This is a genomic window from Streptomyces sp. NPDC087215 (genome assembly GCF_044744885.1).
Taxonomy (GTDB): domain Bacteria; phylum Actinomycetota; class Actinomycetes; order Streptomycetales; family Streptomycetaceae; genus Streptomyces.
In genome coordinates this window covers 15,911-29,986 of sequence record NZ_JBIUZD010000016.1, presented here as the reverse complement: position 1 = coordinate 29,986, position 14,076 = coordinate 15,911, and the positions used below count along the sequence as shown (strand labels likewise).

General features: G+C 73.4%; 15 protein-coding genes and 1 tRNA gene. 9 read left to right on the top strand and 7 right to left on the bottom strand.

The features are described from left to right. Window positions 1-14 precede the first annotated feature (14 nt). Window positions 15-533, bottom strand: a complete 519-nt coding sequence (locus tag ACIO92_RS29175; RefSeq protein ID WP_366444132.1) for a gluconokinase — start codon at window positions 531-533, stop codon at window positions 15-17. 182 nt (window positions 534-715) lie between these two features. Here ACIO92_RS29175 and ACIO92_RS29170 point away from each other — a divergent pair, with 182 nt between their 5' ends. Beyond that, window positions 716-1,417, top strand: coding sequence for an FCD domain-containing protein (locus tag ACIO92_RS29170; RefSeq protein WP_351788727.1), 702 nt, complete (start codon window positions 716-718; stop codon window positions 1,415-1,417). 15 nt (window positions 1,418-1,432) lie between these two features. Here ACIO92_RS29170 and ACIO92_RS29165 read toward each other — a convergent pair whose 3' ends face one another. Next, on the bottom strand, window positions 1,433-1,807 hold the full coding sequence (locus ACIO92_RS29165) for a winged helix-turn-helix transcriptional regulator (RefSeq protein WP_401241046.1): 375 nt from the start codon (window positions 1,805-1,807) through the stop codon (window positions 1,433-1,435). Between the two features lie 74 nt (window positions 1,808-1,881). On the opposite strand from ACIO92_RS29165, the gene ACIO92_RS29160 reads away from it, so the two are divergent. The 3 genes from ACIO92_RS29160 (at window position 1,882) to ACIO92_RS29150 (ending at window position 4,141) form a co-directional block, all read left to right on the top strand. Next, window positions 1,882-2,292, top strand: a complete 411-nt coding sequence (locus tag ACIO92_RS29160) for a RidA family protein (RefSeq protein WP_401241049.1) — start codon at window positions 1,882-1,884, stop codon at window positions 2,290-2,292. A gap of 134 nt (window positions 2,293-2,426) precedes the next feature. Further along, entirely contained in the window at window positions 2,427-3,512 is a 1,086-nt protein-coding gene (locus tag ACIO92_RS29155; protein WP_402283385.1) for an S-(hydroxymethyl)mycothiol dehydrogenase, read from the top strand. After that, entirely contained in the window at window positions 3,512-4,141 is a 630-nt protein-coding gene (locus ACIO92_RS29150; RefSeq protein WP_366444136.1) for an MBL fold metallo-hydrolase, read from the top strand. The genes ACIO92_RS29155 and ACIO92_RS29150 overlap by 1 nt, the downstream gene beginning before the upstream one ends. On the opposite strand, the gene ACIO92_RS29145 is transcribed toward ACIO92_RS29150, so the two are convergent. Together ACIO92_RS29145 and ACIO92_RS29140 are read right to left on the bottom strand one after the other, a co-directional pair. Then, window positions 4,125-5,051 carry a pseudouridine synthase gene (locus tag ACIO92_RS29145; RefSeq protein WP_366444137.1) on the bottom strand — a complete coding sequence of 309 codons (927 nt, stop codon included), beginning with the start codon at window positions 5,049-5,051 and terminating at the stop codon, window positions 4,125-4,127. The two genes, ACIO92_RS29150 and ACIO92_RS29145, sit on opposite strands and share 17 nt — an antisense overlap. A 71-nt stretch (window positions 5,052-5,122) precedes the next feature. Further along, window positions 5,123-5,210: transfer RNA gene (locus tag ACIO92_RS29140), tRNA-Leu, on the bottom strand. A 209-nt stretch (window positions 5,211-5,419) separates the two neighbouring features. Here ACIO92_RS29140 and ACIO92_RS29135 point away from each other — a divergent pair. The 3 genes from ACIO92_RS29135 to ACIO92_RS29125 all read left to right on the top strand — a co-directional run bounded on the left by ACIO92_RS29135 (window position 5,420) and on the right by ACIO92_RS29125 (window position 8,023). Beyond that, window positions 5,420-6,745 carry a M20/M25/M40 family metallo-hydrolase gene (locus ACIO92_RS29135; protein WP_366444138.1) on the top strand — a complete coding sequence of 442 codons (1,326 nt, stop codon included), beginning with the start codon at window positions 5,420-5,422 and terminating at the stop codon, window positions 6,743-6,745. A 154-nt stretch (window positions 6,746-6,899) separates the two neighbouring features. Further along, complete coding sequence (gene chpH / locus ACIO92_RS29130; protein WP_030218232.1) at window positions 6,900-7,133, top strand: chaplin ChpH; 234 nt, start codon at window positions 6,900-6,902, stop codon at window positions 7,131-7,133. A 140-nt stretch (window positions 7,134-7,273) separates the two neighbouring features. Further along, window positions 7,274-8,023 carry a chaplin gene (locus ACIO92_RS29125; protein ID WP_402283382.1) on the top strand — a complete coding sequence of 250 codons (750 nt, stop codon included), beginning with the start codon at window positions 7,274-7,276 and terminating at the stop codon, window positions 8,021-8,023. A 79-nt stretch (window positions 8,024-8,102) separates the two neighbouring features. Here the strand turns inward: ACIO92_RS29125 and ACIO92_RS29120 are convergent, their stop codons facing one another. Beyond that, on the bottom strand, window positions 8,103-8,291 hold the full coding sequence (locus tag ACIO92_RS29120) for a DUF5703 family protein (protein WP_366444140.1): 189 nt from the start codon (window positions 8,289-8,291) through the stop codon (window positions 8,103-8,105). A 47-nt stretch (window positions 8,292-8,338) separates the two neighbouring features. Between ACIO92_RS29120 and ACIO92_RS29115 the strand changes: the two genes are divergently transcribed. Next, the gene (locus ACIO92_RS29115) at window positions 8,339-9,094 is read left to right on the top strand and encodes a hypothetical protein (RefSeq protein WP_402283380.1); all 756 of its coding nucleotides are present in this window, start codon (window positions 8,339-8,341) and stop codon (window positions 9,092-9,094) included. Window positions 9,095-9,423: 329 nt separating this feature from the next. Here ACIO92_RS29115 and ACIO92_RS29110 read toward each other — a convergent pair whose 3' ends face one another. Continuing rightward, window positions 9,424-11,859 (bottom strand): helix-hairpin-helix domain-containing protein, encoded by a 2,436-nt coding sequence (locus tag ACIO92_RS29110; protein ID WP_402283378.1) that lies wholly within the window; start codon window positions 11,857-11,859, stop codon window positions 9,424-9,426. Then, window positions 11,856-12,833 carry an aldo/keto reductase gene (locus ACIO92_RS29105; protein WP_366444143.1) on the bottom strand — a complete coding sequence of 326 codons (978 nt, stop codon included), beginning with the start codon at window positions 12,831-12,833 and terminating at the stop codon, window positions 11,856-11,858. The genes ACIO92_RS29110 and ACIO92_RS29105 overlap by 4 nt, the downstream gene beginning before the upstream one ends. 129 nt (window positions 12,834-12,962) lie before the next feature. Between ACIO92_RS29105 and ACIO92_RS29100 the strand changes: the two genes are divergently transcribed. Then, a complete protein-coding gene (locus tag ACIO92_RS29100) occupies window positions 12,963-14,012 on the top strand; it encodes an LLM class F420-dependent oxidoreductase (RefSeq protein ID WP_351796622.1) in 1,050 nt (349 codons plus the stop codon). Window positions 14,013-14,076 lie beyond the last annotated feature (64 nt).

Here is a 14,076-nt window from a genome sequence, read left to right as displayed (position 1 = left end):
GGGGTCCTCGGGGGTCAGTGGGTGAGCCGGCGCAGCGCGGCGGCGGCCCGGTCGGTGATCTCTTGGGGGGTGCCGGAGACGTCGACGGCGACGCCGGCCTCGTCGTCCCGCAAGGGCTGCAGGGTGGCGAACTGGGAGTCGAGGAGGGCGGTCGGCATGAAGTGCCCCTTGCGCCCGGCCATGCGCTCCTCGATGAGCTTCCGGTCACCGGTGAGGTGGAGGAAGACGACCCCGGGCGCGGCGGCGCGCAGCCGGTCCCGGTAGCTGCGCTTCAGCGCGGAACTGCTCACCACCCCGCCGAGCCCGGCCCGGCCGTGCGCCCAGGCCCCGATGGCGTCCAGCCAGGGGGCCCGGTCGGTGTCGTCCAGAGGGGTGCCGGCGGACATCTTGGCCACGTTGGCCGCCGGGTGGAAGTCGTCGCCCTCCGCGTAGGGGAGGCCGAGCGCCTCGGCGACCAGCGGACCGATGGTGGTCTTGCCGGTCCCCGAGACGCCCATCACGACGACGACCTGGGGGTGGGGGGTGGTGCTCATGAGGTGGTGCCTCGCTGTCTTCTTCGACATCGATCCGTCGGGCTCATGAAACCCATTGGGTACGACGTATTCAAGAGTCTGTGATGAAAAAGTAGTACTTTTAATCGAGACGAGATCGAAGAGGTGACGGTGAAGGCGGCCGGAGATGTGATCGTTCCGGTGCCCCGCATAGGCTTGCCGTCATGACGACACCGGCCCAGGGCCTCCACTCGCACGTCCTGGCCGTCCTGGGCCTCGCCATCACGGCGGGGGAGTACCCCCCCGGCACCGTGCTGCGCACCGACGAGCTGGCCCAGCGCTTCGACGTCTCCCGCACCGTGGTCCGCGAGGTCGTCCGCGTCCTGGAGTCCATGCACCTCGTGGAGTCCCGCCGCCGCGTCGGCGTGACCGTGCTCCCCACCGGCAGCTGGAACGTGTACGACCCCCAGGTCATCCGGTGGCGGCTCGCGGGCGCCGACCGTCCCCGTCAGCTCCGCTCGCTGACCGTGCTCCGGTCGGCCGTCGAGCCGGTCGCCGCCGGGCTCGCCGCCGCGCACGCCACCCCCGAGCAGTGCCGCGAGCTGACCGAACAGGCCCTCGGCATGGTGGCGACCTCACGCGGGCGGCGCCTGGACGAGTACCTCGTCCACGACGTCGCCTTCCACCGGATCGTGCTCAACGCCTCGGGCAACGAGATGTTCGCCCGCCTCGGCGACGTCGTCGCCGAGGTCCTCACCGGCCGCACCCACCACCATGTGATGTTCGAGGACCCCGATCCCGCGGCCGTCACCCTGCACGTGCAGGTCGCCGAGGCGGTACGGGAGCGGGACGCGGTCCGTGCCGAGGAGCTGACCCGGCAGATCGCGGTCGGCGCCCTCCAGGAGCTGGACGTCCTCGCCCCCTGACCGCCCGCGCCGGGCTCAGCGGGCCTCCCCGTCCTCCCGCGCGTCGAAGGTCTCCCGCGCGCGGGAGACGGCGGGCAGGTGCTCCGACGCCCACGCGAGCAGGACGTCGACGGGCCCCCGGAGGGTCTTGCCGAGCGGGGTGATCCGGTACCTGACCGCCACCGGACGGGTCGCGAGGACCTCGCGCTCGACCACGCCGTTCCTTTCCAGCCGCCGGAGCGTCGCCGTCAGCGACTTCTGCGTGACCCGGGGGACGGCCCGGCGCAGTTCGTTGAAGCGGCACGGGCGTTCGCAGAGCTCGTTGAGGACGCTGAGCGACCACTTGTCGAGGACCTGGTCGAGCAGTTCGCGGTGCGGAAGGTCGATGCGGAGCTCGTCGGCGGTGTCCATGGCGATACCTGGTCTCGTTGAAGTGTCCTTCTGCCACTAAGTAGCTTACGGATACCTAGTGCGAGGAGAACACCATGACCGTTCGCCATCTCGACCCCGAAGGTCTGCCGCGTCCCGTCCCGTACCGCCATGTGGCCGTCGGCACCGGGACGCGGCACGTCCATGTCGCCGGGCAGATCGCCCGCCGCGCCGACGGGACCCCGGTCGCCCCCGGCGACCTGGCCGGACAGGTCGCCCAGGCCCTGCGCAACACCTCCACCGGACTCGCCGGCGCGGGCGCCTCCTTCGCGGACGTGCTCCGCCTGACGTTCTACGTGACCCGGTGGAGCCCGGAGAGGACCGACGACCTCATGGCGGGCGTGGCGGCCGTCGCCGACGAGATCGGGCTCGGCCTCCCCCTGCCGCCCTCCTCCCTCATCGGCGTCGAGCACCTCTTCGAGCCGGACGTGCTCGTCGAGATCGAGGCGACCGCGCTGCTCGACTGACCTCCGGAACCGGCGAACGCCCCGGTCACCGTGCGTGCCCCCGCAGGAACGTCCTGTGGGGGTCTCGCCTTTTGTCAGGAGATAGTGGTACGCAGGAGCCTTACAAGATCCGTTCGGAGGAAGGAAAGTTCGCGATGCCGCAGCACGTACAGGGGGTCATCGCCCCCGGCAGGAACGAACCGGTGCGGGTCGAGACGATCGTCATCCCCGATCCAGGCCCCGGCGAGGCCGTCGTGAAGATCCAGGCCTGCGGCGTCTGCCACACGGACCTGCACTACAAACAGGGTGCCATCAACGACGAGTTCCCCTTCCTCCTCGGCCACGAGGCGGCCGGAATCGTCGAGTCGGTCGGGGAGGGCGTCACCGAGGTCACCCCCGGCGACTTCGTGATCCTCAACTGGCGCGCCGTCTGCGGCACCTGCCGCGCCTGTCTGCGCGGCCGCCCCTGGTACTGCTTCGCCACCCACAACGCGAAGCAGCGGATGACCCTGCTGGACGGGACGGAACTCTCCCCGGCCCTCGGCATCGGCGCCTTCGCCGAGAAGACCCTGGTCGCCGCAGGACAGTGCACCAAGGTCGACCCCGCCGTCGCCCCCGAGGTCGCGGGCCTCCTCGGCTGCGGCGTGATGGCCGGCATCGGCGCCGCGATCAACACCGGGAACGTCGGCCGGGGCGACACCGTCGCCGTCATCGGCTGCGGCGGCGTCGGCGACGCCGCCGTCGTCGGCTCCCGCCTCGCCGGAGCCGCGAAGATCATCGCCGTGGACATCGACGACCGGAAGCTGGAGACGGCGAAGATGATGGGCGCCACCCACACCGTCAACTCCCGCTCCACCGACCCCGTCGAGGCGATCCGCGAGCTCACCGGCGGCTTCGGCGCCGACGTCGTCATCGAGGCCGTCGGCCGCCCCGAGACCTACCAGCAGGCCTTCTACGCCCGCGACCTGGCCGGAACCGTCGTCCTCGTCGGCGTCCCCACCCCCGAGATGAAGCTCGAACTGCCCCTCCTGGACGTCTTCGGCCGCGGTGGCGCCCTCAAGTCCTCCTGGTACGGCGACTGTCTGCCCTCCCGCGACTTCCCGATGCTGATCGACCTGCACCAGCAGGGCCGCATCGACCTCGCCGCCTTCGTCACCGAGACCATCGCCCTCGACGAGGTCGAGAAGGCCTTCGCCCGGATGCACGAGGGCGACGTCCTGCGCTCGGTGGTGGTGCTGTGATGGCCGCCCGCATCGACCACCTCGTCACCTCCGGCACCTTCAGCCTCGACGGCGGCACCTGGGACGTCGACAACAACGTCTGGATCGTCGGCGACGACACCGAGGCGATCGTCATCGACGCCGCGCACGACGCCGGGGCCATCCTCGCCGCGCTCGACGGCCGCGCCCTGCGCGCCATCGTCTGCACCCACGCCCACGACGACCACGTCGACGCGGCCCCGGCGCTCGCCGCCGCCACCGGCGCCCGCATCCTGCTCCATCCCGCCGACCAGCCGCTGTGGAAGCAGACCCACCCCGACCACAGCCCCGACGGCGACCTCGCCGACGGCCAGGTCCTCACCATCGCGGGCATCGACCTCACGGTCCTGCACACCCCGGGCCACGCCCCCGGCGCGGTCAGCCTGTACGCCCCCGACCTCGGCACGGTCTTCACCGGGGACACCCTCTTCCAGGGCGGTCCCGGAGCCACCGGCCGGTCCTTCTCGGACTTCCCGACGATCGTCGGCTCGATCCGCGAGAAGCTCCTCACCCTGCCGCCGGAGACGGTGGTGAGGACCGGTCACGGCGACACCACCACCATCGGCGCCGAGGCCCCGCACCTCCAGGAATGGATCAGCCGAGGCCACTGAGGGCGAGACGGCTCCCGAAACTCCTCGGCACACCCGTGAACGGGTCGGTGAACTCCAGCGTCCGCGCGAGCAGTTGCAGCGGACGCCGGTGGTCCTCCGGCCCGTCCGCGCGGACCACCGGATAGACCGGGTCGTGCAGGATCGGCAGCCCCAGCGCGTTCATGTGCACCCGCAGCTGATGCGTCCGCCCGGTCTCCGGCACCAGCCGGTAGCGACCGAGCCCGCCCCGCCGCTCCACCAGCGCGATCCGGCTCAGACTGTTCGGCTCGCCCGGCACCTCCCGGGCGGCCATCACCCCCCGCTCCTTCTCGATCCGGCTGCGCACCGTCGCGGGGAGCGCCACCGCCGGGTCGTACGGCGCCACCGCCTCGTACTCCTTGCGCACCAGCCGGTCCCGGAACAGCGTCTGGTACGCCCCCCGGTCCTCCTCCCGCACCACGAAGAGCACGAGCCCCGCCGTCAGCCGGTCGAGCCGGTGCGCGGGCTGGAGCCTGGGCAGCCCCAGCTCCCGCCGCAGCCGTGCGAGCGCGGTCTCGGTCACATGCCGTCCCCGGGGCATCGTCGCGAGGAAGTGCGGCTTGTCCGCGACCACGATCCGCTCGTCCCGGTGCACGACGCCGACCGGGAAGGGCACGGGTTCCTCGACGGGGAAGTCCCGGTGGAACCAGAGGTGGCGCCCCACGGAGTACGGCTCGTCCCCGGAGACGGGCCCGTCGGTCCCGACGAACCGGCCCTCCCGCAGCATCTCCTCGACCCGCCGCTCCCCGACGGCGGCCCCGTACCGCTCGACCAGATGGTCCCGTACGGTCCCCCAGGCACCGGCGGAGTCCTCGGGAAGTCGCACCCGGACGGGATCGACCCCCTCCCGCTGGGGCAGCGGCGAGACAGGCGCCTTCGCTCTCCTTCTCACCGCTCCGCCTCGGGTCAGTGCGTACGCACGCAGAAGCTCCGGCCGAGTAGGAACTCGACCGGAGCCTCATGTGGTGTCCGAGGGGGGACTTGAACCCCCACGCCCGATAAAGGGCACTAGCACCTCAAGCTAGCGCGTCTGCCATTCCGCCACCCGGACAAGGTGTCTGTCTTCCTGGCCGCTCGGCCCTTCCGACGTGGAAAACAATACCAGGATCCGAGGTGGCCGATCACCACCCCCGGTGGGCCCCCGTCATGTGACGGGAGCATGTCGGAGGAGGGCCGCCCTTGGGCGGGGGAGGGGGTGCGCGGGAGGATGGGGGCGAGCACCGAAGCATTCACGTGGGGCACCTAGTGGGAGGAAGCAGCGTGAGCGAGTCGAACACCGGCCGGAGCGTCACCGCGGAGAACGAGGTCGTCGACCTCTGCCGCGACCTCATCCGCATCGACACCAGCAACTACGGCGACCACTCCGGGCCGGGGGAGCGGGCCGCGGCGGAGTACATCGCCGAGCAGCTCGCGGAAGTGGGCCTCGAACCGAAGATCATCGAGTCGCACAAGGGCCGGGCCTCCACCGTCGCCCGCATCGAGGGCGAGGACCCCTCCCGCCCCGCCCTGCTCATCCACGGCCACACCGACGTCGTCCCGGCCAACGCCGAGGACTGGACCCACCACCCCTTCTCCGGCGAGGTCGCCGACGGCTGTGTCTGGGGCCGTGGCGCCGTGGACATGAAGGACATGGACGCGATGACCCTCGCGGTCGTACGGGACCGGCTGCGCAGCGGCCGCAAGCCCCCGCGCGACATCGTCCTCGCCTTCCTCGCCGACGAGGAGGCGGGCGGCACCTACGGCGCCCGGCACCTCGTCGACAAGCACCGGGGCCTCTTCGACGGGGTCACCGAGGCCATCGGCGAGGTGGGCGGCTTCTCCTTCACCGTCAACGAGAACCTGCGGCTCTACCTGGTCGAGACGGCCCAGAAGGGTATGCACTGGATGCGCCTGACCGTCGAGGGCACGGCCGGCCACGGTTCGATGACCAACGACGACAACGCCATCACCGAGCTGTGCGAGGCCGTCGGCCGCCTCGGCCGCCACCAGTGGCCGGTCAGGGTGACCAAGACCGTACGGTCCTTCCTGGACGAGCTCTCGGACGCGCTCGGCACCCCGCTCGACCCCGAGGACATGGACGGCACCCTCGCCAAGCTCGGCGGGATCGCCAAGATGGTCGGCGCCACCCTCCGCAACTCGGCCGCCCCGACCATGCTCGGCGCCGGGTACAAGGTCAACGTGATCCCCGGCCAGGCCACCGCGCACGTCGACGGACGGTTCCTGCCCGGCTACGAGCAGGAGTTCCTGGCCGACCTCGACCGCATCCTCGGCCCCCGAGTGAAGCGCGAGGACGTGCACGGCGACAAGGCCCTGGAGACCACCTTCGACGGAGCCCTGGTGGACGCCATGCAGCTGGCGCTGCGCGCCGAGGACCCGATCGCCCGCGCCGTGCCGTACATGCTCTCCGGCGGCACCGACGCCAAGTCCTTCGACGACCTCGGCATCCGCTGCTTCGGCTTCGCGCCGCTCCAGCTGCCGCCGGAGCTCGACTTCGCCGGGATGTTCCACGGCGTGGACGAGCGGGTACCGGTGGACGGTCTGAAGTTCGGCGTCCGGGTCCTGGACCGGTTCATCGACGCCTGCTGAGCAGGACACCTCACGTACGGCCGCCCGATTCGTCCGTGCGTTCGCACGTGACCGGAAAGAGTGAATGAACACAGGGGCTCGTAGCCCTCACCATTCCCCCTCGTTACAGGTGTGCGGTCCGCGGCTGGGACCGCATTGCCAACTAGGAGGAATAATGATCAAGAAGGTCGTCGCCGCTGCGGCTGCCACGGGCGGTCTCGTTCTCGCGGGCGCGGGCATGGCCGTCGCCGACGCCGGTGCCCAGGGTGCCGCCATCGGTTCCCCCGGCGTCCTCTCGGGCAACGTCGTCCAGGTGCCGGTTCACGTTCCCGTGAACCTGTGCGGCAACACGGTCTCCGTGATCGGTCTGCTGAACCCCGCCTTCGGCAACACCTGCGTCAACGCCTGACATCGGGCTTCGCCCCCTGAGGGCGTGAGTCCGTCCGGCCCCGGAGTGCGTGCCATGCACTCCGGGGCCGGTGGTCATTTCCGCCCCGGGTCCACTGCCCGGTGGCTCTCCTCGAAGCCGAGCAGGCAGGGAAAACAGCTATGCGACAGGTCACGCGCAAGGGTCTCGTCACCGTTGCGGCAGCCGGAGGAGTCTTCGCCGCGATCGGCGGCGGTTACGCCCACGCCGATTCCGGCGCGCAGGGCGCGGCCACGAACTCCCCGGGCATCGCGTCCGGCAATTCCGTCCAGGTCCCGGTGCACGTGCCGGTGAACGCCTGCGGAAACACCGTCAACGCCGTCGGGTTGCTCAACCCGGCGATGGGCAACACGTGCGCCAACACCTCCAAGCCCGGGAAGACCGCGGGGAATCCGGGAGGCGGCTCCTCCGCCGACGGCCCCGCGAACCACTCTCCGGGCATCGCCTCCGGCAACACCGTCAAGGTGCCGGTCGACGTCCCGGTGAACGTGTGCGGCAACAGCGTCACGGGAGTCGGTCTGGGCAACCCGGCGGCGGGCAACAGTTGCGCCAACGGCGCCGAGCCGACGCGCCCCGGCAACCCCGGCAACCCCGGCAACCCCGGCAACCCCGGCAACCCCGGCAACCCCGGCAACCCCGGGAATCCGGGTACCCCGGGCACTCCCGGTACCCCGGGCAACCCCGGCACTCCCGAGGGGCCCAAGAGCGAGGGCGGGACCGACACCCCCGGCGAGCCCGGCGCCACCCCGCCCCGCGCCTTCGAGGCGCTGGCGGAGACCGGCTCGGGACCGCTCGGCGTGATCGTCCCCGCCGGAGCGGGACTGCTGCTCGCGGGCTCGCTGATCTACCGCCGCGCCCGCCGCGCCGCCTGACCCCTCCGGAACCCCGGAAGACCCGTCCGACGCACCACGCGCAGGGGCCCCGCACACCGCGGGGCCCCTGCGCGTCCTCTCACCAGGTCGCTCGGACCTGGCGGATGATCCGCCGCTTCAGACGCACCCTGCGACTCCCGTCCCGGTGCAGGCTGAGACGGTCCAACTCCCAGTGCCCGTACTCCGCGTGGTCCGTCAGCAGTCGTGCGGCCTCCCCACGGGAGACACCCCGCGGCACGTACACGTCGACAAATTCGTATTCCGGCATCGCATCTATTGTGCGGGCACCGCCCTGGTACGGATAGCGTCTGTCCCATGTCTGATGCTGCGCAGCCCACCGCTGCCGAGGTACGCGCCGCCGCCGAGGCGGTCAAAGCCGCACTGGACCGTCACCTCGCGGCGGTCGAACGCCGCTCGGGGGACGACGACACGGCCGTCTACGAAGCCTTCAACGCCCTCGCCACGGCGGCCGAGGCCTACGACGAACTCCTCTACGACCGCTACGACGAGGTCACTCCCTTCGAGATCCCCGGAGCCGACGGCGCCCTGCCGCCGTACTCCGGACCTGACGAACCCCATGCCCTCAGCCTCCTGATCCGCCGCGACTACGCGGTGGCGGAACCCCAGCGGCTGCTCGCCCAGGCGCGTCGCGTCGCCGGGGCCGACGGACCCGCGGACCCCACGGGGCCGGGAGCCAGGGCGGGCGTCTCGCCGCTCGCCGCGCTCGGCGTGCTCTTCGGCGAGTACGAACCCGACGAGATCGCCTCGCGGCACAAGGAGTTCGGCCTGGAGGAGGGCGACTCCACTCTCTGGGTCACCGCCGCCGAGGAGCTTCCCGAAGCGGGGGAGTGGCTCGACGCGCCCTTCGAGCACGTCGACCCGGAGCGGATCGTCTGCCGCTTCGACGTCAGCGCCGTCTTCGACGAGGACGCCGAGGACGACGAGGACGAGCACGAAGAAGACGAGCACGAAGAAGACGCCGAGCACGAAGAGGACGGCGACGCCGAGGAGCACGGCGCCGAGCACGACGACGGCGCCGAGGTGGTGGACGCCCGCCGCTCCGGCGTCTGACCGGCCTCAGGGCCCGTCGGCCGTACGCCGACCGCACGGACCGACACGGGCTGACACGGAGCGAGCCGGGACGACCGGGGGAGACGGCGGAGGGCCGGGACACCGATCATGGTGTCCCGGCCCTCCGCCGCTCCGCGCCCCGGCCCTTCCGGCTTCCGCCGGTCAGGCCCCGGGGGTCCGGTGGGGTGCCCGGCGAGGCGGAGGGACCGTGCCCGGCCGCTCAGGCGGCGCCCCGGGGTGTCGTGCCGGATCCCGTCCGGTCCGGGCTCCGGGGTGTCCTGCCGGGCCCCGGACCGGCCGGGATCGGGAAGAGCGGCCGGAAGAGCGGCCTACTCCTCCGTTACGGCCAGCAGCGCTTCCAGGAGCGGTCGCAGCCGAGTCGTACGCTCCGGGGCCACGCCCTCGGCCACCGCGCGGGGCAGCGCCTGCTCCACGCCGTGCACGACCGACAGATGGCGCTCCGCCCGGCCGAACGCCGTGTACACCCACGGGCGGCTCAGCCCCCCGGTGGCGTCCCCGGGCAGCACCACGACCACCGCGGGCCAGCGCGCCCCGGCCGCCTGGTGCGCCGTGAGCGCCCAGCCGTGCCGCAGCTCCGACTCCAGCCGGTCCCGGGGGACCACCGGAGTCCCGTCCCCGCACCGCAGACGCAGGCCCTCCGGCTCGGCTCCCACGACCGTGCCCGTCACCGTCAGGCCGGGCGCCGGGGCGTACGCCACCCGGTCGCCCGGGTCGTAGCCGCCGAACCGGCCGGGCCCGGGGTTGAGCCGCTGCTTCAGGGCGGCGTTCAGCGCGCGCGTACCGGCCGAGCCGCCGTGGCCGACCGTGACCACCTGCGTCTGCTCCGTCGGCACCCCGATCGCCCTGGGCACCGAGTCGGCCACCAGCTGGACCGTGCGGTGCACGGCCTCGCCCGCGTCCCGCACCGGGACGATGACGATCTCCTTGCCGGGCGCCTCCACCTGGTTCAGCTCGCCCGCGCCGATGCCCGACACCAGTTCCCCGAGCGGCCCCGGGTCGGGCAGCCGCGAGGCGACCCGGGGGCACACCCGGGCCGCGAGCACATCGGCGAAGACCCGCCCGGCACCGGGCGCGCCCAGCACCTCCGGGTCGCCCCCCAGCACCAGACGGCAGCCGTCCGGGAGGGACTCCACGAGCAGCGCGGCGGTCTCCACGTCCAGCTGCGGGGCGTCCAGGACCACCAGGAGGTCCAGGGAGAGGGCGCCGTCCTCGTCCCGGCCGGGCCCCGCCGTCCCCGAGAGCAGCGCGGCCACCGTCACCGCGTCCGCCGCCCCGTCGCCGAGCGCCCGGCGCCCGCCGTCGGAGTGGACGGCGACCAGAGCGCGCAGCCCGCGCGCGCGGGCCGCCGCCGCGAGGGCCACCGGCTCGGTCCGGGCGGCCTCGCCACCCGTGTGCAGGACCAGGCCGTGCGCCCCGGCGGCGCGCTCCAGCTCGGAGCCGTCCCAGGGGGCGGCCGTCGCGGTCCGGACGAGCCGGGCGAGGCCCTCCGCGAGGCTCTCCTCCGCGAGCGCGTACCGGTCGAGTCCGAGCAGCGCGGGCGGGGCGGGCTCCTCGGTGGGGGGCGCGGCGGACTCCTCGCCCTCCCCGTCCTCGTGCTCCTCGTCCCCCTCCGGCTCCTCGGGGGGTTCCTCCTGGAAGAGGAGGACCGCGCCCGCCGAGACCGCCTCCTCGACCGCCGCGTCCGGATCGGGCACCCGGTGCCCGGCGAGCCCGGCGCGCACCGCTCCGGCCTCCAGCGCGGTGTCGCCCCGGAGCGCGGCCCGCTCCAGGAGCCACACCGTCAGGGCGACGGCGCGGCGCGGGTCGTCGGGGGCGCACGCGGGGCCGAGCAGCGCCCGCGCGAAGCCGTCGGCCTGCTCGGGGCGCACCCCGGGCACGGCGAGCAGTTGCCAGGGGTCGTCGAGCAGCGCGGCGGCTGCTCCTTCGCCGAACGCCCCGGCGATCTGCCCGGCCAGCGCCTCGGGGGCGCCGCCCCTGGCCAGGACCTCCCGGACGGCGTCGGTGGTGCCGGGCGCCGGTGCGGACGGGCGGGCGGGCGCGGGCGGGCGGGCGGCCGTCGGGCCGGGGCCGGGGCCCGGTCCGGGTCCGGCGGCGGGGCGCCGGGGGGCGGGCTCGGGGGACTCGTAGAAGGCACTGCCCGAGGCCTTGCCGCCCTCGACGGCCCGTACGGCGGCGAGGAGGTCGGCCGCCGTGCCGCTGAGGCCGGTGCCGCTCGTGAGCGTCCCCTCCTTGCCCGCCTTCCGCGCCTCGATCCTGGCCCGCAGCTCACGCTGGGCGGCCAGCTCGGCCTGCGCCTCGCTCAGCTCGGGCGGGCCCGTGCCCTCGGACGGGGTGACGGACTCCCCGGCGGGAACGTCGACGGACTCCCCGGCGGGAACGGTGTCCGCCGCGCCGGTCCCGTTCCCCGCGTCGCCCTCGCTCCCGGCCTCCGGCGGGGCGTCCCCGCTCCCGGCCCCGCCCCCGGGCGGTGCCTCTTCGGTCCCGTCCCTCGGCGCCGTGTCGGTCCCCGCGGGCGCGGGCTCCTCGGCCGAGGGGACCGAGGACACGTCCCCGTCCAGGGCGTCGGCCTCCGAGGACGCGTCCTCGGGTCCGGCCTCCGGCGGCGCGGACCCCGGTCCGTCCCCGGCTTCGGTCTCCGACGGCGTGTCCCCGGTCCCGGTGGTCTCCCGCGCGTGCTCGGCGGGTGCCGTGTCGTCGAGGGACTCGGGTGCCTCGGGTGCGGTCTCCCCGGAAGGCTCGGTCACAAGGTGCTCCAGTCGTGATCCGGATAGCGGTGCACGGGCGCCGACACATCGTCCAGCGCCCGACAGATCTCGTCAGGAAGACTAAGGGTCTCCACCGACAACGCGGCCGTGAGCTGGCGTGCCGTGCGCGCGCCGACGATCGGGGCGGTCACCCCCGGCCGGTCGCGGACCCAGGCGAGCGCCACGTGCAGCGGGGTGGTGGCGAGCCCGTCGGCGGCCGTCGCGACCGCGTCCACGATCCGGCTCGCCGGGTCGTCGAGGTACGGCTCCACGAACGGCCCCATCGTCTCCGACGCGCCCCGCGAGTCCGTCGGCGTCCCGCCCCGGTACTTGCCGGTGAGGACCCCGCGCCCGAGCGGCGACGAGGGCAGCAGCCCTATGCCCAGGTCCTGGGCCGCGGGCAGCACCTCGCGCTCCACGCCCCGCTGCAGCAGCGAGTACTCCAGCTGCGCCCCGGCGAGCCGGGTCCGGTCGCCGCCGAGCTGCCAGGTGCCCGCCTTGGCGAGCTGCCAGCCGCAGAAGTTGGCCACGCCCGCGTACCGCGCCCGCCCGCTGCGCACGGCGATGTCGAGGGCCTGGAGCGACTCCTCCAGGGGCGTGTGCGGGTCGTAGGCGTGCAGTTGCCACAGGTCCACGTGGTCGGTGCCGAGCCGGGCGAGGGAGGCGTCGAGAGCGGCGAGCAGATGGCCCCGGGAGCCGTCGGTGCGCCGGTCGGGGTCCGGCACGCTGCCCGCCTTGGTCGACAGGACGAGGTCCTGCCGGGACACGAGCCGTTCCATCAGCCGCCCGAGCAGGTACTCGGCCTCGCCCCCGCCGTACACGTCGGCGGTGTCGACGAGCGTGCCGCCCGCGTCCCAGAACGCCTTCAACTGCTCGGCGGCGTCGTGCTCGTCGGTGTCCCGGCCCCAGGTGAGGGTGCCGAGTCCGAGGCGCGACACGCGCAGGCCGGTACGTCCGAGATGCCTCTGCTCCATGGGCGCGAGAGTACTGGCCAGGGCACCACGCGGAGAGAGCCTGTGGACAACGCGCCCTGACGGATGCCCCGGCAGCGCGCTAGAGTCCGGCGCACAGGTACGTTACCGATGGGTAAGGGGTGCGTGTACATGCGGCTCGGCATCAATCTCGGCTACTGGGGTGCGGGCATGGACGGCGACAACCTCGCCGTCGCGCAGGAGGCGGACCGGCTCGGCCTGGACGTGTGCTGGGCCGCCGAGGCGTACGGCTCCGACGCCCCCACCGTCCTCGCCTGGGTCGCCGCGCGGACCGAGCGGATCGACGTGGGCTCGGCGATCATGCAGATCCCGGCCCGGCAGCCCGCCATGACGGCGATGACCGCGGCCACCCTCGACTCGCTCAGCGGCGGCCGGTTCCGCCTCGGCCTCGGCGTCTCCGGCCCCCAGGTCTCCGAGGGCTGGTACGGCGTCAAGTTCGACAAGCCGCTGGCCAGGACCCGTGAGTACGTCGAGATCGTCCGCAAGGCGATGTCCCGCGAGCGCCTCACCCACGAGGGCGAGCACTGGACCCTTCCGCTGCCCGGCGGGCCCGGCAAGCCCATCAAGCTGACCGTGCACCCGGAGCGGGAGCGCATCCCGCTGTACATCGCGGCCATCGGCCCGAAGAACCTGGAGCAGACCGGCGAGATCGCCGACGGCGCCCTGCTGATCTTCCCGTCGGCCGAGCACCTGGAGGAGACGGCCCTGCGACCGCTGCGGGCGGGCCGCGAGAAGGCCGGTCTGACGATGGACGGCTTCGACGTCTGCCCGACCGTGCCGCTGGCCCTCGGCGACGACGTGGACGCCCTCGCCGACGTGTTCCGCCCGTACACGGCGCTGTACGTCGGAGGCATGGGCAGCCGTCGGCAGAACTTCTACCACCAGCTCGCCGGGCGCATGGGGTACGAGAAGGAGGCCGCCGAGATCCAGGACAAGTACCTGGCCGGCGACAAGGCGGGCGCGGCGGCGGCCGTGCCCCGCAGCCTGATCGACCAGACCGCCCTGCTCGGCCCGGTCGAGCGGATCGCGGAGCGGATGACGGCCTACGCCGAGGCGGGCGTCACCACCCTCACCCTCGCCCCCGCCGGATTCACCCTCGACGAGCGGCTGACGGCGCTGCGGGCGGGCGTGACGGCGATGGAGCGAGCGGGCCTGGCGTAGGGGGTGCGGATCGGCCGGGTCCGGCGGGACCCGGGCCCCGGCACACCGCGCTCCCCGGCGTACG